The organism is Vibrio sp. 10N.261.51.F11, assembly GCF_041471665.1.
GTDB lineage: Bacteria > Pseudomonadota > Gammaproteobacteria > Enterobacterales > Vibrionaceae > Vibrio > Vibrio crassostreae_C.
In genome coordinates, this window is sequence record NZ_JBFROW010000003.1 from 184,120 (window position 1) to 209,843 (window position 25,724).

A 25,724-nucleotide genomic window follows, 5' to 3' on the forward strand; every position below is an offset into this window, starting at 1 on the left:
AATATTTGCATAATGAATCTTGCTCAAGTCGACCTCAATCTACTCGTTATTCTTAAACACCTTCTTGAAGAGAAGCACGTTTCCAACACGGCATTGGCGCTGGATATGAGCCAACCTACGGTGAGCCGATCTCTGCAAAAACTGCGTACCGTTTTCAATGATGATCTATTGGTGCGAGCGGCTTATGGCTATGAGTTAACGCCAAAAGCAGAAGCCATTAAGCAAGATCTCAATTCGGTATTGACACGTTTAGAAAAGCTGGTACATGGCGATGTATTCGAACCGCAAAGCAGTGACAGTACGGTTCGCTTCTTTGGTTTAGTGCCTAATGTCGCGCACTTGCTGCCCAAGGTAGTTGCGGAGATACGTCAACAAGCGCCAAACATGACTGTTGATATCGACTCGATTCCTAAACGACACTTTGAGCCTCTGTTATCCGGTGATGCGCACTTTGTGTTGTCGACCCACGAGCCGTTAAGTTCAGAGCAAAATTTGTATCGAATGTTCGTGATTAGCCGCGATTACCGTTTGCTGATGAGTAAAAAACATCCTTTGGCGGACAAAGAGATCACGGTTGATGACTTGTTGAATAGCCAACTTGGTCAAATCTCACTGCAAGGGGATAAGAAGCTCTCGATCGAAAGTCGATTTAAAGATCTTGGCTTGATTGATAAGCAGCGCCAGCTGTCCATTCCAATTCAGCTTTCCAATTTTAACGTCGCGCCGGATATGGCAGAAGCAACCGACATCATCTTTCATTTACCGACACCTTTTGCTCAACAAGCCGCTACGCAAAGAGATCTTGTTTGTAAACGCGTGCCTAAAGCGTTGCGCCACCCATCAGAAGACGTCTACTTATACTGGCATAAGCGCTTTCATAACGACCCGATGTGTCGCTGGGTTCGCAATATATTCAAAGAGCTTTATACATAATCCATCTGCAGGGTGAATGAAAATTACGAATACCTATCGAGTTGGATATAGATCTCTTTCATTATTTGAATGGTGAATAACGAGAATCGATTTTTGGTATGAAACTTTCGTTGATAAGAGTGGTAGTTGGTTATTTAATGCAAACCATTATCATTACCAATCACATATAAGAATGAATATCATGTCTGAGAGATCTCTTTTGATTCGCAAACCTCTTTCGATCGCAGTCGCTGTTATTTGTACCTCACTTTCAGCTAACGTGTTAGCGCAAGAAGAAGCGCAAGCAACAGATGAACAAATGGTTGTTACGGCAACTCGTACCGAGATGGCACTAAAACAAGCGCCAGCTTCAATGTCGGTTATCACCGCGCAAGACATTGAAGACAGCCCTGGTATTACCTTGGCGGACATCGTTGCAGAATCAACGAGTGTAGAGTCTGATTTTGATAGCACACGTGCTGGCCGTCAGATGATCTCTATTCGTGGTATGGATTCAGATTACACTCTTATCATGGTGAACGGTCGTCGTTTAAGCTCTGCAAGTGCCATCATCCGTGGTAACGACTTTGACCTATCAACGATTCCTGCTGATTCGATCGAACGTGTTGAAATAATCCGTGGCCCAATGTCTGCACTTTACGGTTCAGATGGTATGGGCGGTACAATCAACATCATCACTAAGGCTCCAGAAAACGATTGGAGCTCTACACTGAGCATGGACACTTCATCTCCACTTGATGGTGATGGAGGGGAAGAGTATTCGATGGGCTTCACGACTTCTGGTGCGTTGATTGAAGATGAGTTGTTTGCGCGAGTTTCTGTTAACCAAACAAGCCGTAACGCATGGCAACCATATTCTGGTACACACAGCTCTGGCTACGATCGTGAAGATATTACAGCTTTAGAAGACCGTGACACGCTAAGCATGCTTGCAAGCCTGACATGGAATGCAACGGATAACCAAACCATCGATTTCGATTTTGGTTACAGCGACGACGAACGTAATTCAGCGGCTGAAAGCTCAAGCTCAGTTATTGAGTCTGACACGCGTGTTGTACGTAACAGTCAAGCGATTACACACAGCGGTTTTTGGAGCTGGGGTGACACGCAAGTACGTTACTCACGCGAAAATGTGACTGACAATGATGCGGCTGATCTGGGTAATAACTTCAGCAGCGATATCGAAGAGTTGACTCAGATTGTTGAAGCGTCTGCGACCACTTATCTTGGTGAAAGCCATACGCTAACGTTTGGTATGGATTACCAACTGAGCGAGCTGACCAACAAAGAGAACTTAGTGAGTGGTTCGTCTGAAGCTTATCAAGGTGCACTATTTGTTCAAGACCAATGGTTAATGACGGATCAACTAACGGCAACTATTGGTGGTCGTTTAGATAAGCACGAATTGTACGGTGAAGAGTTCAGCCCACGTGTGTACTTGGTTCATCAAACAACGAATGACCTGATCATCAAGGGTGGTGTGGGTAAAGCATTTAAAGCCCCAACATTGACTCAAAACCAATCTGACTATCAGGTACCAAGCTGTAAAGGTGGCTGTGCGTTAGTCGGTAATGAAGATCTAAGCCCAGAAACAAGCTTAAACTACGAGTTGGCGGCGGTTTACACTCAACCTCGTTGGAACATCGAAGCGGCATTGTTCCGAAATGAGATTAATGACCTGATTGAAAGAACGGAAGGTTACTGTCCAGAAGGCGGTGATTGGAACGAAAGTGCTCGTCAATGTGAAAACCCTGACGGCACACCAACGGGTAATTTAGGCGCGAAAACTTACCAAAACGTCTCTGAAGCAATCATTCAAGGTGTTGAGCTAGGTGGTATGTATCAAATCTCTGATAAGTGGGCGTTTTCTGGTAACTACACTTACCTAGATACTGAAGACAAGTCGACAGGCGAACAACTACTTGAGCGTTACAAGCACTCGGGTTTAGTTAAACTAAACTGGAGCCCGACTTACGACCTGAACACCTTTGTTAGTGCTCGTTACCGTGGTGAGCGTCAGATCGAAAGCGACCTAACTCAAGACGCATACACAACATTGAACATCGGCACAGTGTACAACGTGAATGATTCAGTACGACTACGTGCAGGTATTTCGAACCTAACGGACGAGTCAGTATCTGAAGAACTAGAATATCTAGGTTATGTTGAAGAGCCACGTACTTACTACGTAGGTATGACAGCTGACTTCTAATCTAGAGTTCAGTAACTGATAGCTTGATACAAAAGAACCCACACTGGCTGATGCTCGATAAAGAGTACGGCGAGTATGGGTTCTATTTTGATCTATAGATTTGGCTTAACTCGCCGTTTATCTATTTATCTATTTATCTAAATTTTGACACATGTGATCAGCGCATTACCGGACTGAGTATCCCAAGGAATCAGCTTGTCATAATCGTGCTCAAAAATATGAACCTCAAAGTAGGGTTTCAATATTTCAATGAGCTCCTTAAACGAGAATGCCACCATTGGGTGTTCATCATTCCAAACTTGTGTCTCACCAGCTGTTGTCTTTTCAATACTGAGTTTTAACGCTTGCTTGTCGCCCTTGCCAGAGTAATACCAGCCTGAGCTGAACGTGAAATCATCTTGTTCAAGATTGGTGGTGTGTCGAACAAAAAGATCATTGCTGATCTTGTCTTTATCCACCACATTAAAACAGAAAATCCCCTCTGGTTTTAAAGCGCGATGTACGCTCTCAACACATTCTTTTAGCTTCTCGAAACCATCGTTGTAATGGATTGAGTATAAGAAGCAGGTGATCAAATCCAGAGGTTCCGCCACTTCAAAACTGCTCATGTTTTGCTCTGAGAAATTGGCTTCGGGGCAGCGAACCTGAGCGATATCTAGCATTGGCGCGTTGAGATCGAGTCCATTGCTTTGGTAACCAAAATCGATAAAGTGACGAACGTGTGGACCAGTGCCACAAGCTAAGTCGAGGTGAGTCTTTCCACCATTTCCGAAAATTTGATGTAGCCTACGTACGCAGTTACTTTGCGCTTGATAGTCAATATCAACACACATTAAATCGTAGTAACCGGATAGGTCGGTATAAAGTGCGTTGGAAGAAATAGTAGCTGACATATTGGCGGACATAAGTGCCTACAGCGTTAGCTGATATAATGAGGGTGGCGCATCATATACCGAAATGTCGAAATCGCAATCAAATATTCGATCAATGAAAGCGTTTTATTTTCTAACTTATGGTCGTTTTAAATGAGACCGTTTAAAGGGATGTTTAAGCTGCCAACAACATCAGTACGCGTGTCATCGCTATTCACTTTGCCCTGACTACTTATTCGTTAACTAAAACAGGTGTTGCTCCCTCAATGCAGCGACCATACGGGCTTTGCGGAACGCTTTTATCACGAGACGAGATAGGAAAAACATGGTATCTAGGTAAACCCAGTGTGACATTTATAATTTTATGATTAATCAGTAATTTTACTGATTCAAACCGAGTTCTTGAAAAGGAAACAATTCAGGAAAGTGGGCTGTTGATAAAAACCAAATCACTCAAGCTAAATAAGCGAACTAAACAAGGAGAGTTGAAACAATGACATCAGCAATAAATGCACAGGGTTCAATGGAAAATAGAACAGCATTGGAAAGCAGTGCTTCAATAGAAATTAAGGTGGATGACTTGTCGGGTGGGGAAGTCATTGAATTACTTGAAGAGCACCTCGCTGATATGTACGCCACTTCGCCAGCCGAAAGCGTTCATGCACTGGATCTAGATGGGCTCAAGTCACCAGAGATTACTTTTTTCAGTGCTTGGAAAGACAGCCAACTACTTGGGTGTGTCGCCATTAAAGAGCTGAATACCCAACACGCTGAACTCAAATCGATGAGAACCTCACAGTTTGCTCGAAAGTCAGGTGTTGCGAGCCAACTTTTACAGCACGTATTGGATATAGCAACCGCCCGCCAGTATCAAACAATCAGTTTAGAGACCGGCTCAGAAGACTACTTTAAGGCTGCGCGTAACCTGTATGAAAAGTTTGGCTTCGGATACTGTGAACCCTTTGCTGATTATGTGTTAGACCCGCACAGCCAGTTTATGAGTATTGAGTTGCGTTAAGAGACTAGCCTTAGATGTCGACTTACTTTGCAGGTTTCTCCCTTGGCCTTTCGCTGATTCTTGCGATTGGCTCTCAAAATGCGTTTGTTTTAAAGCAAGGGCTTAAGAACCAACACGTATTGGCAGTTTGTGCTGTATGTGCCATTTCTGACGCCTTACTGATTAGCTTTGGCGTGACGGGCTTTGGCGCAATCGTTAAACAGTTCCCACAAATTGAGCAGTTCGCCCGTTATGGTGGCGCTATCTTTTTGGGTGTCTATTCATTCTTAAGCTTCCGATCAGCATTTACCGAAAACCACGCCTTAGAAGCCACGGCAGAAACTAAAGACTCATTAACCAAAGCGATTGCGATGTGTTTGGCGTTCACTTGGCTTAACCCGCATGTGTATTTGGATACTGTGGTATTGCTGGGGTCTATCTCAACTCAATATCAACCGGATCAAATGTTGTTTGGCGCTGGGGCGGTATCGGCGTCATTCGTGTTCTTCTTTTCACTTGGATATGGCGCTCGCTTCTTGGCTCCAATGTTTAAGAACCCGAGAGCGTGGAAGGTGTTGGAATTTGTCGTTGGCGTGATCATGGCATCTATTGCAATATCTTTGATTGTCTAGCTGCGCGTAATTAGGCTTCCATTTTGGTATAGGTGTTGAATACACGCCAGTAGAAAGCCTAACCTTACGTTTAATCTCACAAGCAGATGCAGTAAATATCGAATTCTTCGGCCCGAATGGTAATAGACTGGCAAGCCGTGATGTAGCGTTTAGCACAGTAACTCTGGGCGCTTCGTACAATTTTTGACGACCTCTGTGAAATAGCTTAAAGCTAAAGCTATGGACACCTAAAACCGCTCTAACGTTGAGCGGTTTTTTTATGTCAAAAATAACGATTGGTCACGCTATGGGCGGAGTTGGTCCAAAGCCTGAAATTAGTTGGTTTTCACAAGCTTATAAAAGGGAATTATCTCGACTATTTTGGTAGATTAAAGGTATTACCGACTTCCAGTGAGCAGCAATGAAGATTCTTCACACGTCTGATTGGCACCTTGGCCAAAACTTCTACAATAAAAGCCGCAAGAATGAACATGAACGGTTTTTACAATGGTTACTTGAGCAAGTTACAGAGCACGACATCGACGCGATCATTGTTGCTGGCGACATTTTCGATACCAGTACACCGCCGAGTTACGCTCGTGAGATGTATAACAAGTTTGTGGTCGATTCGAACAAGATCGGTTGCCAATTGGTGTTATTAGGTGGAAATCACGATTCAGTCTCTGTGCTTAAAGAGACACAACAGCTGCTCAAATACATGGGCGCAGACGTGATTCCTAATACCAATGAAGATCATGCGACTCAGGTTGTCGAACTAAAAGGCAAGAACGGCGATGTAGAAGCGCTGGTTTGTGCCATTCCTTTTATTCGCCCTCGCGATGTGTTGATGAGCCAGGCGGGTGTCACTGGCGTTGAGCGTCAGAAGCAACTCGGCGATGCAATCAAACAGCATTATCAAAGTGTTTATGATGCGGCGGTTGCTAAGCGCGCGACGTTTGTAAACAGCGAGCACATGCCGATTATCGCTACCGGTCATTTAACGGCGATGGGTGTCCAACAATCGGATTCTGTGCGTGATATCTATGTCGGCAACCTTGATGGTTTCGCCGCTGATGGCTTCCCAGACGCAGACTATATCGCACTTGGTCATATCCATCGCCCACAAGTGGTGGCAAAGCGTGAATACATTCGTTATTCAGGCTCTCCAATCCCACTAAGTTTTGATGAACTTAAGTCTCAGAAACAAGTGTGTGTTGTTGAGTTTGTTGAAGGTGAGCGCACCATTTCTCAATTGCCTGTTCCCACATTCCAACCTCTAGCTGAAATCAAAGGCGACTTGAGCGAGATCGAATCTCAGCTGAACCAATACATAGGTTTAGATAGCGAACAAAGCGTGTGGTTATCGATCGAAGTGCAAGCGCAAGATTACTTGTCGGATCTACAAGAACGTATGCGCGCACTGACCGAAGGATTGAATGTGGAAGTACTTCAACTGCGCCGAGCAAGAGAGCGTCGTAATCAAGCATTAGAGCAAGAGTCGGCAGAGACCTTATCTGAACTGAGCCCGATGGACGTGTTTACGAAGCGTATTGCCTTAGAAGAGTTTGAAACCGATTCTGAAAAAGCGCGTTTAGAGCGCATGACGGTGAAGTTCAAACAAGTGATGGTCGAAGTGTCTGAAAGCGCTCAAGCGCCCAATAAAGTAGAAGAGTAATCGTATGAAGATTTTAAGCCTAGAATTTGAAAACCTGAACTCTTTGAAAGGGCGCTGGAAGCTCGATTTTACCCAATCGCCGTTTGCAGAAAACGGTCTGTTCGCAATTACTGGTCCAACTGGGGCGGGTAAAACCACCATTCTTGATGCGATTTGCTTGGCACTTTTCCATCGCACACCGCGTTTGAAAAGCATTGCTAAAGGTAATAATGAATTAATGACTCGTGGTACGGGCGAGTGTTTTGCTGAACTGGAATTTGAAGTTCAAGGTAAAACGTACCGATCTAATTTCCACCAAAAGCGAGCGCGTGGAAAACACGATGGCGCATTGCAAACGCCAACGTGCGAGTTTGCCGATGCGGACACCGACAAAGTCTTAGAGACCATGTTGACCAAGAAGACCAAGCTGGTGGAGCAGGTTACAGGGCTCGATTTCTCACGCTTCACTAAATCGATCATGTTGTCTCAGGGTGAGTTTGCGGCGTTCTTAAATGCCAATGCTAACGACCGTGCAGAGCTACTTGAAGAGCTGACGGGAACCGAAGTTTATAGCCTGATTTCAGAGCGTATCTACGATCATTTTAAGTCGAGTGAAGAGTCGCTTAATCAACTTAAAGCGAAAGCTGAAGGTGTGAGCTTACTGTCTGAAGAGCAAATCAAAGAGCTGACCGCAGAGCGTGAAACGCTAGAAGTAGAGCAGAAGCGTTTAGCCGAGCAATTAAAAGAGTGGCAAGTGCATCTTAGCTGGTGGAAAGACGTGACCAAAGCTGAGCAAACTATTGCGGCCAGTGAGCTCGATCTGAAAACCGCTCAAGATGAACTAGACCGTAACCAACCGTCACTAGAGCGCTTGGCAAACAGTGAGCCGGCTGAAAAGCTGCGTCCAGTACACAAAGATTTAAAGCGTTGCGAACAAGAGGTGAACACTACTCAAGCTCACCTAGATAACAGCACCAAGTTACTTGCCGTTCGTGATGCAGAAATGCAAGACGCGCAAACTAAACTGACTCAAAGCAGTGCGATTGTCGAACAGGTAAAAGCCGAACAGCAGGATCAAGAGAAGATCATCGAGCAGGTTCGCCCGTTAGATAACCAAATTGCCGTACTCAAAGATAAGCAAACTGCGGCCGTTAGTGCAGCGAATACGCTTAACGAGCAACATACGCAGCAGCGTAATCAACGGATTGTTTTAGTCCAAAAAACAGATGCACTGAAGCAACAAGATAAACTCAGCACTGAGTACCTAAATATGCATCAAGCTGACCAACATCTGGAAAAATACCTAGGTCAGTGGCAAGCAAAGGTCGAGCAAGTTCGTACTCTAGAGCGCCAGCATTCAGAGCAGTTGAATTCAGCGAAGCAAGCTTTGTCTGCAGTTGATGCACAGCAAACGATCATCAAATCCGCGCAAGATGCTAAAGCAACGCAAGATAAAACTTTAGCTGAATTGGTTGTTCTCGAGAGTAGTGCAAAGCAACAGTGGGAAGCCTTGCAAGGCAACACTAGCGAGCAAGTGTTGAATTCGCAAAAAGATCTGTTGGAGTTTTGGAACCGCAATACGCACTCATTACTTGAGATCAACCGTGGTTTTCTAAATGCCCAACAACAGCTGCACGTGAAAACACAGGCACATCAAACCAACACCCAGTTGGTCGACAAGCTTTCGAAAGAGCGTGAAGTGTTGGTGGAGCGATATAAAGAGAAAGAGACTTCGCTTGAGCGATTAACGCGATTGATTGATCAAGAAGGTGAATTAGCAAAATATCGTGCAGCTCTAGAATCTGGGTCTGAATGCCCACTGTGTGGTTCAACAGACCATGCGATTGAACAGTCTCAAGATATTGCAAATTTGGTTGCTCAAAAAGATAGAGAAAACCTAGAGCTAACGGCTATCAAAAAAGAAGGCCAAGAGCATCGTCAGCAGTTAGATTCTCTTGCCCCTATGATTGCAGCGTTGAACGATGATATTCAACGTGCGCAAGCGGATATTCAGCAGGCTCAATTGAATTGGCAAGGCGTTGTCGGCAAGCTTCAACAGAATTTATCGGATTTTGTTGGCACGGCTCCTGAACTGGCGCTGCTAGCGATTAACGATTTAGGAAATGAAGCTACGGTTACGACCTTTGCTCAGCAGTGTGAACTTCAACTAAGTCAGATCTCACAGCAACTCAAAGCGTTGAGTGATGCTAAAGCGCATTATGCCGAAGCTGAGAAACAACGCCTGTCTGTAAGTGTTATGGCTGACAAGGCACAATCGAATCTCGAGTTGGCCGAGCAACGCTTAGCGGATCTGAATAAGCAAAACCAAGTCGCAAACGAACAAGTGACTCAGATAACTCAAGCGAAAGAGCAGCAATGGAACGCTTTGAAAGAGAGCATTGTTCAAACTTCTATAGAAGCGCCTGAACTTGAACATATCGATGATTGGTTTACTGCGAAATCGCAAGCATCAAGCACATGGCAGAAAACCAAACAGCAACAGGCCGATATTGAGAAGCAACTGATTACTCAAAATGCCGAATTGAAAACGTTAGACGACAAGCTAAGCAGTGTTGAGAAAGAGCTCGCGACACTGACGCAACAGAGTGAGTCTTTAGTGTCAGAACTCACTCGTGTAACGGCTGAAAGAACAGAGTTGTTTGGTGACAAAGACATTCAAGCCACCAGCAATGCGATGAAGCAAAGAGTCACTGAAGCAGTAAATGCATTTGATGCCGCGCAGTTAGTGCTTAACCGCAGCGAACTTGAACATCGAACCGAGCAAACCAAACACACTGGTTTCTCGGACGAGTTAGTCAGTAAGCAATCGAGCTACATACAAGCGTCGAATGCTTGGTTAGAAGCGCTGAAAACTAGCCCGTTCGAAGATGAGGCTAATTTTGAAGCAGCGTTGTTAGATGAAGAGGTTAGAACTCAACTTCAAAGCCTGAAGAAGTCTTTAGACGAAGCGATTGTCAGTGCGCAAGCTAGGTTGAACGCCGCCAAAGCGACACAAGTGGATCTACTAAATCACGAAAATGCGAAAGCATGGCAAGAGCAAAACCAACAGCAAGTTGAAGAAGCGACGACTGAGTGTCAAAACGCACAACAAAGCCATGCAACCAAGATCGGCGCAATTTCTGCCAATCTTGAAACGGATAGCCAGAACCGCAGCAATCAGCAAGATCTGTTTAAGCAGATCGACGAGCAACAAGTCGAGTTTGATGATATTTCACGTCTGAACTCACTTATCGGCTCTAAGAACGGCGATAAATTCCGTAAGTTTGCCCAAGGTTTAACGTTGGAAAACTTGGTGTACCTTGCGAACAAGCAGCTACAGCGTTTGCATGGTCGTTACGAGCTTAAACGCAAAGCCGACGATGGTTTAGAACTGCAAGTGCTCGACACATGGCAGGGCGATGTGATGCGTGATACCAAGACGTTATCAGGTGGCGAAAGCTTCTTGGTGAGCTTGGCGTTGGCATTAGCGCTTTCTGATCTTGTGAGCTACAAAACCAGTATTGATTCTCTGTTCTTAGATGAAGGTTTCGGCACGTTGGATAGTGACACATTGGACATTGCCCTTAACGCGTTAGATAACTTGAATGCATCAGGCAAGATGATCGGTGTCATTAGCCACGTTGAAGCACTGAAAGAGCGAGTGCCCGTTCAGCTTAAAGTGACAAAACACTCAGGCTTAGGTGTGAGTGAGATGGATAAACAGTACAAGGTTGTTGCTTAGGTTGTTACTTTGGTTCTTGCTAAATTTATCTGCGCAGAAATAGAGCTAGATGAAGCAGATCCCCGACTCAGTCGTTCCTCCTTCTCGAGGATGACGGAGTCGGGAGTAGTCGCAAATCACTACGCAGTCACTCCTTAAAGTCAGGAACGAACGTCATAGAGAACTAGGCTTTGTTCGTATTGCCTTCGTCATTCTCTAAAGCGAGGTACGAACGTAATAGGGAATCTAGATTTGTTCGCATTACCTTCGTCATTCCCTAAAGCGAGGTACGAGCGTAATAGGGAATCTCTAGTAAACGAAGGAAGTGGACTCATCAAGAAGGAAACGGCCATGCACAAGAAGCCCCATTTACCGACTAAGACATGTCCTGTTTGCCAAAAGCCTTTCGCATGGCGTAAAAAGTGGCAGCGCTGTTGGGATGACGTGATCTACTGTTCTGAACGTTGTCGTCGTAATAAATCTGAATCTCCATACTCTTGAATAGATCAGCTCAATCCTCACGATCTAAACCCACTAACTCCTATATTTCCTTCCTTTGACATCATTTTGATGATCCTTTAATCGTTTCGTCATTCATTTCTCAAGTTAATATTTCTATCTGTAAGATAAGTGATGTATAAAGGCGGCATGAAGATACCTAAAAGAATACAGCCTTTAGTTGACGACGGTTTAGTCGACGAGGTGACAAGCCAACTCATGAGTGGCAAAGAAGCATCGGTGTACATTGTGCGCTGCGGCGATACGATCCGTTGTGCCAAGGTATATAAGGAAATAAGCCAACGCAGCTTCAAAAAAGCGACCGCGTATCGTGAAGGCCGAAAAGTCCGAAATAGCCGCCGCGCTCGAGCGATGGAAAAAGGCTCTGGCTTTGGTCGTGAACAACAAGAAAAGGTTTGGCAAAGTGCTGAAGTGGATGCCTTATATAAACTGGCAGAAGCGGGTGTTCGTGTGCCTGTCCCTTATGGTTGCTTTGATGGCGTACTGCTTATGGATCTGGTCACTGACGATGAGGGTTACGTTGCACCACGTTTGAACGATGTGGTGATGTCAGCAGAGCAAGCGATCGAAGACCACGCCGTGATGATGACTTACGTAGTTAAAATGCTGTGTGTTGGTTTGATCCATGGTGACTTGTCTGAGTTCAACGTATTGGTGGATGAGTACGGTCCAGTAATTATCGACCTACCACAAGCGGTTGACGCTTCGGCTAACAACAACGCTGAGTGGATACTGGCTCGTGACATCAATAACATCCGTGACTATTACGCTCAGTTTGCTCCTGAACTGGCAAAAACCGAGTATGCCAAGGAAATGTGGGCGCTGTACGAGAAAGGCGACTTGAAGCCAGACAGCAAACTGACGGGTGAGTTTACGGAAACCGACGACTTGGCTGATATCGAAGCCATCATGCAAGAGATAGACGCTGCGCGAATTGAAGAACAACATCGACGCGAGCGAGCTAAAGAAGAGAAAGAAGGTGTTGACGATACTAAGTTCAATTGGGCTGAATAATCGTGATGATCAGTTTTGATCTTTAGCTAGATATCAACCAAACGCCTTTTAAAACAGAGGCGTTCTTTCTAAATAAAAACCCAATGGAGCTTCAACTCTGTTGGGTTTTCTTTTTTAGCACTAATGAAAGACGGACACTCGTATCAACTACCAATTTAACTGTTCACCATCGTAAGCGTAGAAGTGCCCACTGTTATCCGGTGTGGCAGTGCGAATAATATCGACCAACTGATGGGCGACATAGCTTGACTCAAACAACTTACCTTCAGGGACATTGGTCTGAAAAGGCTTCGACAGAGCTGTGTCTGTCGTGCCCGGGTGCAGAGCCAACACGGTGCCTTTCTTAATGGTGCGTTGCCATTCGATCGACATGGTTTTGATGAACATATTTAGGGCTGCTTTCGATGAGCGGTAGCTATACCAACCGCCTAATCTGTTGTCTGAAATACTGCCAACCTTTGCGGATACCACAGCAAACTTTGGATTGTCGCTCGCTTTAAGTATCGGCGTGAAGTGTTTTGCTAATAACAAGCTGGGCAGGGTATTCACAGAGATGTTTTTGAGGAAAAACTCAGGGTCGATGGACGACAAGTTCTTTTCCGGTCCAAGATCTGGAGTGTGGAGCATACCCACGCAGTTGATCAGCCAATCAAGTTGTTCAAACTCAGAACTCAAGCGCTTAATATCAGCTTCGTCGGTGGCGTCGACTTTGTGCCAGGTCAAGCGATTGTTTTCTAGTTCCGGCTGTTGAGAGTGGTAAGTCGCGTCTACATGCACATCAAGAAAATCAAACCGAGAGAGCTCAGATAATAGGTGTTTAACCACAGCGAAACCAATACCGCCGCTCCCACCGACCACCAATATGTGTAATCCGAGTTGCTCCACCATTATAAGTTCTCCAAGTTTGTGATTCGTTGTTCAGCAGTATCGAGAATCGCTTGTTGTGATTGCTCATCCATGTTGTCCCAAGAGCGATATAACATGCCCATACGTGGGTTGCGGTTTAACGCATCGCGGTGCTGGTCCATAAAGCGCCAATACAAGCTATTGAAAGGGCAAGATTGCTCGCCGCTGCGTTCTTTTATCTTGTAGTGACAGCCTTTGCAGTAGTCACTCATGCGGTTGATATAGGAACCGCTGGCAGAGTATGGTTTGGTTCCTACGATCCCGCCATCCGCAAACAGTGCCATACCTCGCGTATTTGGCATTTCAACCCACTCAATCGCGTCGACGTAAATACCGAGGTACCAACTGTCGACTTGGTCAGGGTCTATACCCGTGATTAAACAGAAGTTGCCAGTGATCATTAACCTTTGGATGTGGTGCGCGTAAGCAAACTCAAGAGACTGGTCAATCGCATGCTTCATGCAGTTCATCTTGGTTTGTCCGTCCCAAAAGTAATGGGGCAGGTTATTATGTGCTGAGTAATGGTTTTTGTTGGCGTAAGCAGGCATGTTTGCCCAATAGACGGCGCGTATGTACTCTCGCCACCCCAGTATTTGGCGTACAAATCCTTCGACCTGTGCAATATCGATGCTTGGCTTATCTGGTGAGCTGTCTCGAAGACAGGATGCTTGGTAGGCCGACAGTGCTGCATCAATCACTTCTTTAGGGCTCAGCAGTTTACTGTTCAGCGAGAACGATATACGGCTATGATACAAGCTCCATTTAGAGTCGTGCTCTGTCGTCATCGCATCTTGAAACTGCCCAAATAACGGCAAGCAGACTTGGCAGAAATGAGCGAGTAGAGACAAGCTTTGTGCGCGGTTCACCGGCCATAGTAACTGGTTACCGACTTGACCAATAGTTTGCACTTGGTGGTGCTCGATACGCTGCAAAATGTCGGTTATGTCATTGGTAAACATTAGCGGCTGAGGCAGGTTTTCGATGTCTTGTTTCTTGAGTTTCTTTCGATTGTTCGCGTCGTAATTCCATTTGCCGCCAACGGGCTTTCCGTCTTCTAACAAAATGTCGAAACGCTTTCTCATTCGGCGATAGAAGTGCTCCATCATGATGTGTTTGTCTTTCGGAAACTGTTGTTCGATCTCTTCGAATGGAAAGAGGAAGTGTTCTGTATCACAACAACCTTTGGTCGCATTGGTGAGCTTGAGCTTGTTCATCTGCTCTAAAAGGCGATATTCATCTGGCCTTTGATATTCGAATTTCTCTGCGCCGAATTCGTGTACATAGTGCTTTAGAAGTGTGTCTAGGTTTTCAAATTGCGTTGTGTCGTCAAGAGTAAGGTGTAGTACTTGATTACCTTGTTCTTTGAGTTCGTTAGCGAAGTAACCCATCGCACAGAAAAACGCGGCCACTTTTTGAACGTGAGAGGCAACATAATCTGTTTCTTGTTTTAGCTCAGCAATGATGTAAATAACGTCATCGTTAACCTGTCTAAACCATGAATGCTCAATGTTGAGTTGGTCACCTAATACAAGTCGTACCGTTTTAAATTTCATAATGCGTCCTGGTTTGTGAGGCTTGTTGTGACTGCGTTACCGCCTGTCCATTGATTGATGAAGGCATGGTCTGGGTCGTACATTTCAGTACGTTGATTCAAATCGAAATGACGTGATTTGTTAATTATTAGACGCTTACGAGTTGATAGGCTGACAAGATCACAAATGATTACTCTAAGTGGGAAATAGGAGATTTCGGTCAGGATGAGTGTGTTGAAGAGGATATCAAGCCAACCAATAATACCGATAGAGGTTGGCAAAGCCGGTTATTTTTGAGTGTCGAACTGGAGCTTCTATTCCATTGGAACAACGAGAATATCGATAGGGGAAGTATCGATGATCTGTTTAGAATGGGAGATGAGCTTATGCCAAAAATCATGGTGATGGCCGCACAGCAATAGGTCAACGCCGTTTGCTTCGATGGCATTTTTGAGCTTATCGTTCAAATCACCCGTTCCCACGAAAATGTGCTTGATTGGGTGTTTGGCGTAGGCTTCAAACTCTTTCAAATGCTTAACGGCATCTTCATTGATGGGTAAATCACCGTCATTTCCCTGAATATCAACGAGCTCTGGATAAATTTCTCCATGCGTACCATCGATATAAACAAATGAAATGCCAGCCTCCAGTTTATCAGCGAAGAAGGTCGCTCTATCAATGAGAATCTTGGTGTCGTCAGACAGTTCAAGTGCGACCAGAATATGTCGGTAATCCATAATTAAAGCCTCTTGTTGTGAGTTATGTAACAAGCATAGTTTCTGTTGACGCAAATGATATCGAAGAGATCTCATATTCCGTAAAATCATCATTCAATGTTCTTCTAAGCACTATCGTATTTATATCGCTTTGATTGGTAAGAAATTTACAAAAGGTTGATATAGTGGTTGAAGCGCTAGCTTATGCTGTTAGATAGGCTTGATAGTTCAATGCGCCAATAACGAAGAGGCATCAATGACAGCACTACTAACCATTCCCACTCGAACATTAGGTTTCGACTACGATATTGAGATCCGAGACTGGTCTCAAAAGCTCGTCGGCTTTCATGTGTTTGAAGATGGTAGACGACCGCTTGATGGAGGCATTGGGCTGAGCCTCAACCTTGTTGAACAGTTTGACGTGAATGGTCGTTGGCTAAATTCATTACCTGCGCGTTATCGTGAAATCACCGACGACTTTCCAGAATACCAATACCAGATGTTGTGGCTTGCTGCGAATACTTATGAAGCCGCGCAATTGCTTGAATTAAGGCCTGTTATTTTGGCTTTGATCTGCATGAAATACAGTGTCGACAACAAGAAAGCACTGGTACTAAGTCGCTTAGGGCAGAAGAAGATCCTTACCAAGTTGGGCTTAGACGGCAGCAAGGCGACACTCAAATTCATCGACAAGCTAGAGCTTCATTACAATGTTGGTGATGAACTCGACCACATTGTTCGTATTCTCGAACCGCTGCAAAGACGAGTCCTTAAGTTTAAGCATTACTCAAAAGTTGGATACACAGCCCTGCGTTTGGACCAAGTTCATCCATTTCTAACTGGTAGCAGGCTAGGGATTGCAATGGTGGAAGAGGGCAGACTTAACGCACCGTCGAAGATGGCGATGTTCCAAGATGCGATATTGCTAGGGCAAGATTTGGAGATGGATGATCCACTGCGCGCGATTACCAGTCAGAACTCTTTTGCGATGTTTGAACAACTCCATGACCGCTGGACGGAGCAACGCCAATTACGACGCTTGGAGGGTAACTGCCCAATGGATAAAGACATCCCTTATCCCGTTCCTTTACTTGGCAATGACAACATTCATCCGCTCACGGATTATTACGACCTTGAACACGAAGGCATCGAGCAGAAGCACTGTATTGGCGTGTATCACAACCGAATCATGAGCGATCGTTATGTGGTGTTCCGCATGCTCAAGCCTCAGCGTTTAACCATAGGTTTACGCCGCGTCCCGAGCAAAGCATTTCCTTTTGAAATAGACCAAATCTGCGGAAAACGAAATGCACCTCCGTCGGAATCCGCTCGCCAAGTGATTCACGACTGGCTAGAAGCGAGTAAGCAAAAATATCCTAAGCAATAGCCATTAAGTAGAAGGAATACAGGATGTTTCAACAAGGCGATCTTTGCCCTCATTGTGGTTTGATTATTGTGATGCCTACGGATCTGCAAGGCGAATGCCTAGGATGCGGCGAAGAAATTAATCAAGACCCAGCAGACGATTACGACGAAGAAGAGTAGCTTTACCTACACTTAGATTAAACAAGGCTAGGATAGCCGAATTACTCTCTTTAAAAGGACGGAAAAATGCAGAAAGTAATCTTTAGAAATTGCGATGAAAACTCACCTTATTGGCATGAGTTAGAGGGCTTATTTCAAAGTGAATGGTCTGATTTCAAGTTTAAAGATACATATAAAGAAAACGTACAACTCCCTCCAGTAATAACAGTACTTCGCGATAATGTGGTCATTGGTGGCTTGGCGTATTCCTATTTTCAAGAACCTCACCAAGTTCGTGATGTAGTGTGGATCAACGCTGTGTTTGTCGACCCTCAATGGCGCGGTCAAGGCATTGCCAGTGAACTGATTAATCGTGGTGTCAGACAGGTTTCTTCTGCAGTGCAAACTCAACTCTACGCGTACACCAATATCATGGGTCTCTACCAAGGGCTAGGTTGGTCAATCGTAAATATCGAATCAGAACCGAACCATAAAGTGATGAGTATTGAGCTTAATCGATAAGCTCGGAATAAAAGCCTGATATTAGTTTATCTGCCGTTCGAGTAATGAATTTCTCCCTTTCATCCATAATGCATAAACCTGTTAAATTTTCGTTGAAACTCATGCCGATATCGCCTTTAAATCAAACAACTAGCTGTTGATTAAAACGATCAAGACGATTTATTGCAGCAGTTGTTGAGCACAAAGCCTATATTGACTAGAATGACGCACTTTTTTTATTTACGTACATACAGGTAATGAACATGAGCGATACTAATTCAAGACCAGCTTTACCAGATCATCTTGCAGGCAACCCACGCAGCCCACACCACGTTGCTGAGTGTTTCGAATACCCAATCGGCATTCGTCTAAATGGTAAAGAGCGTACTGATGTTGAAGAATACTGCATCAGCGAAGGTTGGGTTAAGATCCCTTCTCCAAAAGCGCTAGATCGTTTTGGTCAGCCAATGCTTATTACTCTAAAAGGCACTGTAGAAGCTTTTTACATCGACGCATAATCACGTCGTGTGGCTAGCTAATACTTCGAGTAATTAGCTAATGTTTGCTTAATTAGCCAACATCAAGCCACCAAGCGTTATTACCTAAAAGGGTCTAGAGAAATCTAGACCCTTTTTGTTTGCATTGATTTTAGCGAACTTCTTTAACCAATAGCCCAAACCACCTTCATAACTCCACAGATTCAACCAAAATTGTTGTTATTCACTATGCATTCGCAGTAATAACAAAGTTGTTGTTGGTTGATTTATGTTCGCTCGCTCTTTTTGGATTTATTCGTACTCGAAAGTTCTGATGTTTAATTAAACAGATACAAACAAAAATATGAAGCGCAGTCTAATTAAATGAAACTAATATGCTGTATTTAAAGTTATTTTTTGTTAATAACTACCTCTATCACAGAAATTAATCCTGAAGCACATACAATTCCCTTGATTTCGAATGAGCGCTAAATTTTTTCGTTCGAGCATTTAAATTCTTCCTTCGCCCAATAATTATGAGGTTCCTATGTTTGGAATATTCAAACCTATGGCGCATATCGATCGCTTGTCATCAGATAAGATCGATAGCACCTACACACGACTACGATGGCAGCTGTTTCTTGGCATCTTCGTTGGCTATGCGGGGTACTACTTAGTCCGTAAAAACTTTAGTTTGGCGATGCCTTATCTCATTGAACAAGGTTTTAGCCGTGGAGAACTAGGGGTTGCATTAGCGGCGGTATCTATCGCTTACGGCTTATCTAAGTTCTTAATGGGCAGTGTTTCTGACCGTTCTAATCCTCGATACTTCCTCAGCGGTGGCTTGTTAATGTCGGCACTGGTGATGTTCTGCTTTGGCTTTATGCCTTGGGCAACAGGCAGCATCACTGCGATGTTTATCCTGCTGTTCTTGAATGGTTGGTTCCAAGGTATGGGTTGGCCAGCTTGTGGACGAACCATGGTTCACTGGTGGTCACGAAAAGAACGTGGTGAGATAGTGTCAGTATGGAACGTTGCTCACAACGTGGGTGGCGGTTTGATTGGCCCAATGTTCTTGTTGGGGCTGTGGGCTTTTAACGACGATTGGCGAACCGCTTTTTATGTTCCTGCATTTTTTGCCACTCTCGTTGCTGTCTTTGTTTGGTTTACTGTAAGAGATACACCTCAATCTTGCGGCTTACCACCGATTGAAGAACACAAAGACGATTACCCAGACGACTACGATACGTCTCATGAGAAAGAAATGACGGCGAAAGAGATCTTCTTTAAGTACGTTTTCTCTAACAAGCTGTTGTGGTCAATCGCTATTGCCAATGCGTTTGTTTACCTTATCCGCTATGGCGTACTCGATTGGGCTCCAGTTTACTTAAAAGAAGCAAAAGACTTCTCTGTAGATAAATCATCTTGGGCTTACTTCTTGTATGAGTGGGCAGGTATCCCTGGCACCTTATTGTGTGGTTGGATTTCAGATAAGTTATTCAAAGGCCGACGTGCACCTGCAGGTATCTTGTTCATGGTTCTAGTGACAGTCGCTGTGTTGGTATATTGGCTGAATCCAGCTGGTAACCCAACGGTTGATATGCTGGCACTGGTTGCGATTGGTTTCCTTATCTATGGTCCTGTAATGCTGATCGGTTTGTATGCACTGGAACTTGCGCCTAAGAAAGCAGCGGGTACAGCGGCTGGTCTAACGGGTTTGTTTGGTTACTTAGGTGGCGCGGTTGCTGCGAACGCAATACTCGGCTTTATGGTTGACCATTACGGCTGGGATGGCGGCTTCATTATTTTGGTCGGCGCTTGTGTGGCTTCAATCATCTGTCTGCTTTACGCCTTCTTAGGTGAGCGTGCGCACCATAAACAAAAAGATCTCGAACGAGAGAGAGAAGCGCTAGCTCAGTAGTGTATTTACTGAATCACATCTATAAATAACAACAGAGGCAGGTATATCCTGCTTCTGTTTTATCAAGGGAAACAATAATGAAAACAACGTCACTGTCTCTGACCTTATTAGCACTAAGCTTATCTGCAAATGCATTAGCAGATCCTTTAGTGATTGCGCATCGCGGTGCTTCTGGTTATTTACCTGAACACACATTACCCGCTAAAGCGCTCGCTTATGCAATGAAACCCGACTACATCGAACAAGATGTCGTGATGACCAAAGACGACCAATTGGTGGTTTTGCATGATCATTATCTAGACCGAGTCACCGATGTCGCGGATCGCTTTCCAACACGTGCTCGTTCAGATGGCCGTTACTACGCGATTGATTTTACGCTCGCTGAGATTAAATCCCTGAAAGTGACCGAAGGCTTTAACCTCGATGACCAAGGTAAAAGAGTGGCAGGGTACCCAACGCGCTTCCCAATGTGGCAGTCTGATTTTCGTGTCGCTACCTTTGCAGAAGAAATCGAGCTGATCCAAGGCCTAAATAAGACCTTAGGTTATGACGTGGGCATCTATCCTGAAATTAAAGCACCTTGGTTCCATCGTCACGAAGGCAAAGATATCTCAAAAGCTGTGCTTGCAACCTTGCATCAATATGGTTACCTATCAAAAGACGACAAAGTGTATTTGCAGTGTTTTGACGCCAATGAACTTCAACGCATTAACGATGAGCTCATGCCAGCGATGGAAATGGATCTTAAGCTCGTTCAGTTGATGGCTTATACAGATTGGAATGAAACCATGACGTACCAAGGTGACAAAGCAACGCCGTACAGTTATGACTGGATGTTTGAAGCTGGTGGCATGGAAAAAGTGGCGAGTTATGCTGAAGGAATTGGTCCTTGGAAGCCAATGTTGGTGGACGATGCATCGACCAAAGATAACATCATTATTAAACCGTTAATGAAGTCAGCAAAAGACGCGGGCTTAGATGTTCACCCGTACACGTTCCGTGCTGACCCAGGAAGAATCCCAGCTTATGCTGATAACTTTGATGGCATGTTGGATGTCTTCTACAACCAAGTCAAAGTTGATGGTGTGTTTACCGACTTCCCAGACAAAGCGGTCGACTTCTTGAACCGTTAATACCCCGTCAGTTACGAGCTATTAGTAACGAGATACTAAGAGCCAAAAGCACCGACTAAAGGTGCTTTTGGCTCTTCTTTCACTTTTTGGATCTCCTTGTACTGGCCTCGAAATCCTACCTATATTCTTCTTTCTCAGCCCGCATTTTGATATTCACTCGGTTTACAGCTATAACCTGACTTGATAGGTTACTCCCAATGCAGCCAGATGCTTAATCTATAAGTGTTTATCGGCTCAACCTGATATTGAATTTGGAAAGATCATGGAAGAAAGAAGCAAAGCTTATCTTGATAGCTACCTCAACACATTACCAGCAGACGTTGCCTCGCAATACACCTCTTTTAGTGCCGACTATTACTGTGCTGATGAATACAACGCCAACCTCTGCGCCCAGTTAATTCTCAAGGGTGAAAAACAAGCGTCTTGCAGCCTTGAATATTGGTACAGCCATGAAGGCGAGACGAGACCAGTAGTTGGTCACTTGCAAGTCGTCACTGACTGGGATGGCAAGCCAGTTTGCATTGTAGAGATCACTTCAGTCTCACAGTGCAAATATAACGAAGTGACGGCGGAGTTTGCTGCTGCCGAAGGCGAGGGTGACAAAACACTCGAATGGTGGAAAGAAGCTCACTGGAACTTCTTCTCTCGTGAATGTGAAGAGCTCAAGATCTCACCAAGTGAAGACATGTTACTTATGTTGGAGCGTTTCAAAGTGGTTTATCAATAAAGGGTATTTTGTGTTTAGAAGATCGTGCTCCATAAACAGTAACAAGGTTGTCCATAATGAGCCTAACCGTCCGAGAAGTTTTTATAGGCTCGCTTAAACATTAGATAATTCATCGTATGCAGGAGGCAAGATGACAAAGCTAATCGAATTAACAGAAATAGTCTTATTCGACTGGGGCAATACGCTGATGGTCGATTTCCCAGACGCACAAGGGAAGATGTGTGACTGGGAAACCGTACAAGAAGTGAGTGGTGCTCGTGCATTACTGGGGGAGTTGTCGAAAACTCATCTAGTTTATGTTGCTACCAATGCTGGTGATTCCAGTAAAGACGACATCATTCGAGCCTTTGAGCGTGTTGGCCTGTCTCAATATATCTTGGGTTACTTTTGTAAGGCGAGCATTGGCTTTTCTAAGTTCGAGTCGGGGTTCTATCCTGCCATTATTTCTAAGCTCGGTGTTTCACCACAAGAGATCACCATGGTAGGCGACACTCTAGAGAAAGACATTTATCCAGCACTTGAAGCGGGTTTGCAAGCGGTGTGGTTGAACACGGAAGGTGCTGAGCTTAAGTCACAGCATCCAGGTATCGTACAAGTTCAATCCCTAAGCGAACTGTTGGAGTAGCGCGATTAACTCTCTGATATTAAGTTCAGATAAAGCGCTTGTCCGTTTTGACGTAAACCTCTCATCTCTTTGCTGTTTAATCCTCTAAGCTAACTCTAGTTTCTACTATGAGGGCTAGGTTATGAGTATCGAACGTCATGGAATATCGGTTGGAATTGAACGTGTTAGCGGTGAAACCATCGTTGTGTTCAAAGCGAAAGGCAAACTCACACACGATGACTATCAGGCAATGATGCCAATTCTAAATACCACGCTAGAAGAACTCGATTCATCTAAACTCAAGATGCTGGTCGATATCTCAACCTTAACAGGATGGGAGTTACGTGCAGCTTGGGATGATTTTAAACTGGGATTAGAGCTCAATTCTAAGATAGACAAGATTGCTATTTTCGGCGATAAAAGCTGGCAAGAATTCGCTTCAAAAGTAGGGAGCTGGTTTGTGTCCGGTGAGATTAAGTCATTCGAAGACCATGACTCTGCGCTTAAGTGGCTAGTCGATTGATACTATTCGCGGGCAGCTAGAGAGCAGTTCGTAAACATCGCCAATGACAGTTGACGAGAATTGTCTCGAACGCTGTCATTTTTCGTTTTGGTTATGATATTTCCTATTCGATTCAATAGAGTATATTCCTTCCAGCGTGTAACATACCCAGGCTTTGTTTGGTCGCGACTAATGGTGTGGCTTGATTCAGTAAGAACGAGAACTAAAACAGAAATAAGGTCTAACGACATGCATAAGGTAATTGATAAGCTGGCTTGGATATTCATCAAAGACAGCAAGTTGTTGATGGTGAGATCAAAAGGCAAAGAACTGTTCTACCTACCGGGTGGTAAGCGCGAAGCTGGCGAAAGTGACGAGCAAGCACTGGTTCGCGAAATCAAAGAAGAGATCTCAGTAGATTTAGTGCCTGATTCAATCAAATACGTTGAAACGTTTACAGGCCAAGCTGATGGCAAAGCGGAAGGCGTATCAGTGCAATTGACTTGTTACCTTGCTGATTATACTGGTGAACTGTCTCCAGATGCCGAAATCGAAGAGCTTAAGTTTGTTGATGGCAACGACAGAGCGGTATGCTCATTGGCGGCACTGGTTGCGCTTGATTGGTTAGAAGCGAACCAGTATTTGTCTTAAGGTTTTAGCGGCTACTAGCTAATACTGAAGATTGATCTTCAAAAGATCATCGCTTACGAATAGCTTGAAGGGCGGCTGTCTTTCATCAACAGGTCGAGTTTCCTTTGAGCTTTCTTCGTGTCTTGTAAATCCACCACCTCAATCATTTCACACTCATCTCGTACCATCTCATTAATCAAGCTTGGATAGTGTCTGCAATCTTCTGGTCGGTCTAAGTAAATACTGCATGTGTACTTGGCTTGAGCCTTGGTGTCTTTCGTCGGAACTAGCTCTAGAAAAGGGCAGCGAGTTAAACGTTCGCCTGATTCAGGGTCAAACCAAATCTCGCTTCCTCGAACATATTCAAAGATGTCTGGGTTGAACAGCTCCCACAAATCAATCTCTTCTTGCGTTGCGGCAAGGTCACCATCTCCGTATTTGATACAGCATTTCCCGCATTGATTACAATTTTTCATTAGTGACTTCATTGGTTGGTGAGCTTTTATCATTTTACCACTGATAAGCGTGGCACGTTGACTTTGTTGTTCATGGTTAAACTGTTTCGGGAAGGGAGCCTAAAATAGAAGTACTTAATATTACTTTAACTACCTAACACCACTCCAAACAAGGCTGTAAACAATGATACAATTTGCGCCTAGCAAGTTATTAAAACAAGGCATAAAAATGAGAACCGTATACACCACCGAAGGCGACATCAACGCAAAGAAACAGAAAGACGCATACCCAAAGTTGGCGCTATGTGATAACTGCGTTCGAGACTATGTGGTGATTGCTCAAGGCGAACGTACTTATAAGCCATGCGCAAAATGTGGTGCCGACGATTAATGCGCCTTGATAAATATCTATGTAAAAGCACTGACCTAACCAAGCCTGAAGCGATTGAACGCATCCATAATGGCGAGGTGAACGTAAACAGTGAAACAGTCTCCGATGAATCAGCTCAGGTTCATGAAAGCAACACCATCTTATTAAATGGCATGCCGCTTAAGTTGCGTGAATTTCGATACCTTTTAATGCACAAGCCTGCGGGTACTATCTGCTCCAATATCGATGAAGTTTATCCTTCATTGTTCAACTACATCGAGATAGACAAAGCTTCAGAACTGCACATCGCAGGCCGCTTAGATGCCGACACCACAGGCTTAGTTTTGATTACCGATGATGGGCGCTGGTCATTCAACATCACGCTGCCAACCAAGTCGTGTAAGAAGGTGTATCGCGTGACATTGTCACGAGATATCAGAGACGATGTCGCTGACAAGTTCAAAGCGGGCATGCAATTGCAGGGCGAGCAAAAACTGACGCGTCCGGCAGAGCTTGAAGTGATTAACAGTAAAGAAGTGCTGTTGACCATTACAGAAGGTAAGTTTCATCAAGTAAAACGAATGTTTGCTGCGGTAGGGAATCGAGTTGTTGGCCTACACCGTGAACAGATTGGTGATGTTCGTTTAGATGTTGAAGCAGGCCAGTGGCGTTATCTAACTAAAGCCGAAGTCGACTCATTTCAGCAAGACTCTGAATAAGAGCTCTGAATAAACGCTGTAACCACTAAAAGCGTTAAGCGGGTCAGGAGCAGAATATCAACACTATAAGGATGTAGGATGGAAAACCTCAAAGTCTCAGAAACTAAGTCTTTTGTACCCGCGAAAGACTTCGATTTATCCAAGCGTTTTTACCAGTCAATCGGCTTTGAAGTGAAGTCTGAATTTCACGATATCGCCTATCTACGACACGGCAGTTGTGCGTTCCTTCTGCAAAACTTTTATGAACCTGCGCACTGTCACAATTACATGATGCACTTGCTGGTTGAAGACGTAAAAAGTTGGTATCAACACATCCAAAACTCTAATGTAGTGTCGGATTTTGAAGTTACCGTTTCCGATTGAGCTTGAATTTGTAACAGACTCGCGCGCATCTTCCCAATATCAAAACAATCCTTGGAGTATTTAGAAATGTTGTTTTCTAGTCTGTCTAAACCATAGGTTCATGGCTCCGAGT

General features: G+C 44.5%; 25 protein-coding genes and 2 pseudogenes. 22 read left to right on the forward strand and 5 right to left on the reverse strand.

The genetic code is table 11. From position 1 onward, the window contains the following. The first annotated feature begins 12 nt into the window (after positions 1–12). Together AB4351_RS01275 and AB4351_RS01280 are read left to right on the forward strand one after the other, a co-directional pair. Positions 13–933 (forward strand): LysR family transcriptional regulator, encoded by a 921-nt coding sequence (locus tag AB4351_RS01275; RefSeq protein ID WP_017059189.1) that lies wholly within the window; start codon positions 13–15, stop codon positions 931–933. A 181-nt stretch (positions 934–1,114) separates the two neighbouring features. Then, positions 1,115–3,145: a TonB-dependent receptor domain-containing protein gene (locus AB4351_RS01280; protein WP_372124870.1), complete on the forward strand. Its 2,031-nt coding sequence runs from the start codon at positions 1,115–1,117 to the stop codon at positions 3,143–3,145. Between the two features lie 137 nt (positions 3,146–3,282). Here AB4351_RS01280 and AB4351_RS01285 read toward each other — a convergent pair whose 3' ends face one another. Next, positions 3,283–4,038 carry a class I SAM-dependent methyltransferase gene (locus AB4351_RS01285; protein ID WP_065605278.1) on the reverse strand — a complete coding sequence of 252 codons (756 nt, stop codon included), beginning with the start codon at positions 4,036–4,038 and terminating at the stop codon, positions 3,283–3,285. Between the two features lie 472 nt (positions 4,039–4,510). Here AB4351_RS01285 and AB4351_RS01290 point away from each other — a divergent pair, with 472 nt between their 5' ends. The 7 genes and pseudogenes from AB4351_RS01290 to AB4351_RS01320 all read left to right on the forward strand — a co-directional run bounded on the left by AB4351_RS01290 (position 4,511) and on the right by AB4351_RS01320 (position 12,533). Next, a complete protein-coding gene (locus AB4351_RS01290) occupies positions 4,511–5,035 on the forward strand; it encodes a GNAT family N-acetyltransferase (RefSeq protein ID WP_372124872.1) in 525 nt (174 codons plus the stop codon). A gap of 14 nt (positions 5,036–5,049) precedes the next feature. Further along, positions 5,050–5,646 carry a LysE/ArgO family amino acid transporter gene (locus AB4351_RS01295; protein WP_017059193.1) on the forward strand — a complete coding sequence of 199 codons (597 nt, stop codon included), beginning with the start codon at positions 5,050–5,052 and terminating at the stop codon, positions 5,644–5,646. A gap of 13 nt (positions 5,647–5,659) precedes the next feature. Then, a pseudogene (locus AB4351_RS01300) lies at positions 5,660–5,833 on the forward strand (porin family protein); the annotation flags it as partial. A 213-nt stretch (positions 5,834–6,046) separates the two neighbouring features. Next, positions 6,047–7,300, forward strand: a complete 1,254-nt coding sequence (sbcD, locus tag AB4351_RS01305) for an exonuclease subunit SbcD (protein ID WP_372055876.1) — start codon at positions 6,047–6,049, stop codon at positions 7,298–7,300. A gap of 4 nt (positions 7,301–7,304) precedes the next feature. Further along, a complete protein-coding gene (locus tag AB4351_RS01310; protein ID WP_372124874.1) occupies positions 7,305–11,021 on the forward strand; it encodes an SbcC/MukB-like Walker B domain-containing protein in 3,717 nt (1,238 codons plus the stop codon). A gap of 330 nt (positions 11,022–11,351) precedes the next feature. Then, the gene (locus AB4351_RS01315) at positions 11,352–11,501 is read left to right on the forward strand and encodes a DUF2256 domain-containing protein (RefSeq protein ID WP_086970005.1); all 150 of its coding nucleotides are present in this window, start codon (positions 11,352–11,354) and stop codon (positions 11,499–11,501) included. Between the two features lie 147 nt (positions 11,502–11,648). Then, entirely contained in the window at positions 11,649–12,533 is an 885-nt protein-coding gene (locus tag AB4351_RS01320; RefSeq protein WP_372124876.1) for a PA4780 family RIO1-like protein kinase, read from the forward strand. A 147-nt stretch (positions 12,534–12,680) separates the two neighbouring features. Here AB4351_RS01320 and AB4351_RS01325 read toward each other — a convergent pair whose 3' ends face one another. The 3 genes from AB4351_RS01325 to AB4351_RS01335 form a co-directional block, all read right to left on the reverse strand. Then, positions 12,681–13,421, reverse strand: a complete 741-nt coding sequence (locus AB4351_RS01325; RefSeq protein WP_372124878.1) for an SDR family oxidoreductase — start codon at positions 13,419–13,421, stop codon at positions 12,681–12,683. Further along, positions 13,421–14,992: a cryptochrome/photolyase family protein gene (locus AB4351_RS01330; protein WP_017068315.1), complete on the reverse strand. Its 1,572-nt coding sequence runs from the start codon at positions 14,990–14,992 to the stop codon at positions 13,421–13,423. The genes AB4351_RS01325 and AB4351_RS01330 overlap by 1 nt, the downstream gene beginning before the upstream one ends. Before the next feature lie 293 nt (positions 14,993–15,285). Then, positions 15,286–15,708: a universal stress protein gene (locus AB4351_RS01335; RefSeq protein ID WP_017063967.1), complete on the reverse strand. Its 423-nt coding sequence runs from the start codon at positions 15,706–15,708 to the stop codon at positions 15,286–15,288. A gap of 235 nt (positions 15,709–15,943) precedes the next feature. On the opposite strand from AB4351_RS01335, the gene AB4351_RS01340 reads away from it, so the two are divergent. The 10 genes from AB4351_RS01340 (at position 15,944) to AB4351_RS01385 (ending at position 23,726) form a co-directional block, all read left to right on the forward strand. After that, the gene (locus AB4351_RS01340; protein ID WP_372124880.1) at positions 15,944–17,074 is read left to right on the forward strand and encodes a PcfJ domain-containing protein; all 1,131 of its coding nucleotides are present in this window, start codon (positions 15,944–15,946) and stop codon (positions 17,072–17,074) included. Positions 17,075–17,097: 23 nt separating this feature from the next. Beyond that, positions 17,098–17,232, forward strand: coding sequence for a hypothetical protein (locus tag AB4351_RS01345; RefSeq protein ID WP_017059202.1), 135 nt, complete (start codon positions 17,098–17,100; stop codon positions 17,230–17,232). A 66-nt stretch (positions 17,233–17,298) separates the two neighbouring features. Further along, complete coding sequence (locus AB4351_RS01350; RefSeq protein WP_017059203.1) at positions 17,299–17,733, forward strand: GNAT family N-acetyltransferase; 435 nt, start codon at positions 17,299–17,301, stop codon at positions 17,731–17,733. 242 nt (positions 17,734–17,975) lie between these two features. Then, the gene (locus tag AB4351_RS01355; protein WP_017059204.1) at positions 17,976–18,230 is read left to right on the forward strand and encodes a DUF3297 family protein; all 255 of its coding nucleotides are present in this window, start codon (positions 17,976–17,978) and stop codon (positions 18,228–18,230) included. Positions 18,231–18,735: 505 nt separating this feature from the next. Beyond that, positions 18,736–20,109 (forward strand): glycerol-3-phosphate transporter, encoded by a 1,374-nt coding sequence (gene glpT / locus AB4351_RS01360; protein ID WP_029235174.1) that lies wholly within the window; start codon positions 18,736–18,738, stop codon positions 20,107–20,109. A 77-nt stretch (positions 20,110–20,186) separates the two neighbouring features. After that, on the forward strand, positions 20,187–21,242 hold the full coding sequence (gene glpQ, locus AB4351_RS01365; RefSeq protein WP_372124882.1) for a glycerophosphodiester phosphodiesterase: 1,056 nt from the start codon (positions 20,187–20,189) through the stop codon (positions 21,240–21,242). Positions 21,243–21,504: 262 nt separating this feature from the next. After that, positions 21,505–21,969, forward strand: coding sequence for an ASCH domain-containing protein (locus AB4351_RS01370; protein WP_017059207.1), 465 nt, complete (start codon positions 21,505–21,507; stop codon positions 21,967–21,969). Positions 21,970–22,099: 130 nt separating this feature from the next. After that, on the forward strand, positions 22,100–22,594 hold the full coding sequence (locus AB4351_RS01375) for an HAD family hydrolase (RefSeq protein ID WP_136982728.1): 495 nt from the start codon (positions 22,100–22,102) through the stop codon (positions 22,592–22,594). A gap of 121 nt (positions 22,595–22,715) precedes the next feature. Continuing rightward, positions 22,716–23,096, forward strand: a complete 381-nt coding sequence (locus AB4351_RS01380; RefSeq protein ID WP_372124885.1) for an STAS/SEC14 domain-containing protein — start codon at positions 22,716–22,718, stop codon at positions 23,094–23,096. Between the two features lie 228 nt (positions 23,097–23,324). After that, positions 23,325–23,726 carry an NUDIX domain-containing protein gene (locus tag AB4351_RS01385; RefSeq protein ID WP_372124887.1) on the forward strand — a complete coding sequence of 134 codons (402 nt, stop codon included), beginning with the start codon at positions 23,325–23,327 and terminating at the stop codon, positions 23,724–23,726. A 53-nt stretch (positions 23,727–23,779) separates the two neighbouring features. Here the strand turns inward: AB4351_RS01385 and AB4351_RS01390 are convergent, their stop codons facing one another. Further along, positions 23,780–24,181: a YkgJ family cysteine cluster protein gene (locus AB4351_RS01390; RefSeq protein ID WP_004733901.1), complete on the reverse strand. Its 402-nt coding sequence runs from the start codon at positions 24,179–24,181 to the stop codon at positions 23,780–23,782. Between the two features lie 208 nt (positions 24,182–24,389). Here AB4351_RS01390 and AB4351_RS01395 point away from each other — a divergent pair, with 208 nt between their 5' ends. The 3 genes and pseudogenes from AB4351_RS01395 to AB4351_RS01405 form a co-directional block, all read left to right on the forward strand. Further along, positions 24,390–24,551 carry a hypothetical protein gene (locus tag AB4351_RS01395; RefSeq protein ID WP_012604036.1) on the forward strand — a complete coding sequence of 54 codons (162 nt, stop codon included), beginning with the start codon at positions 24,390–24,392 and terminating at the stop codon, positions 24,549–24,551. After that, the gene (locus tag AB4351_RS01400; protein WP_372124889.1) at positions 24,524–25,249 is read left to right on the forward strand and encodes a pseudouridine synthase; all 726 of its coding nucleotides are present in this window, start codon (positions 24,524–24,526) and stop codon (positions 25,247–25,249) included. The genes AB4351_RS01395 and AB4351_RS01400 overlap by 28 nt, the downstream gene beginning before the upstream one ends. A 78-nt stretch (positions 25,250–25,327) precedes the next feature. Beyond that, positions 25,328–25,609, forward strand: a pseudogene (locus AB4351_RS01405) (glyoxalase); the annotation flags it as partial. Positions 25,610–25,724: the final 115 nt, after the last annotated feature.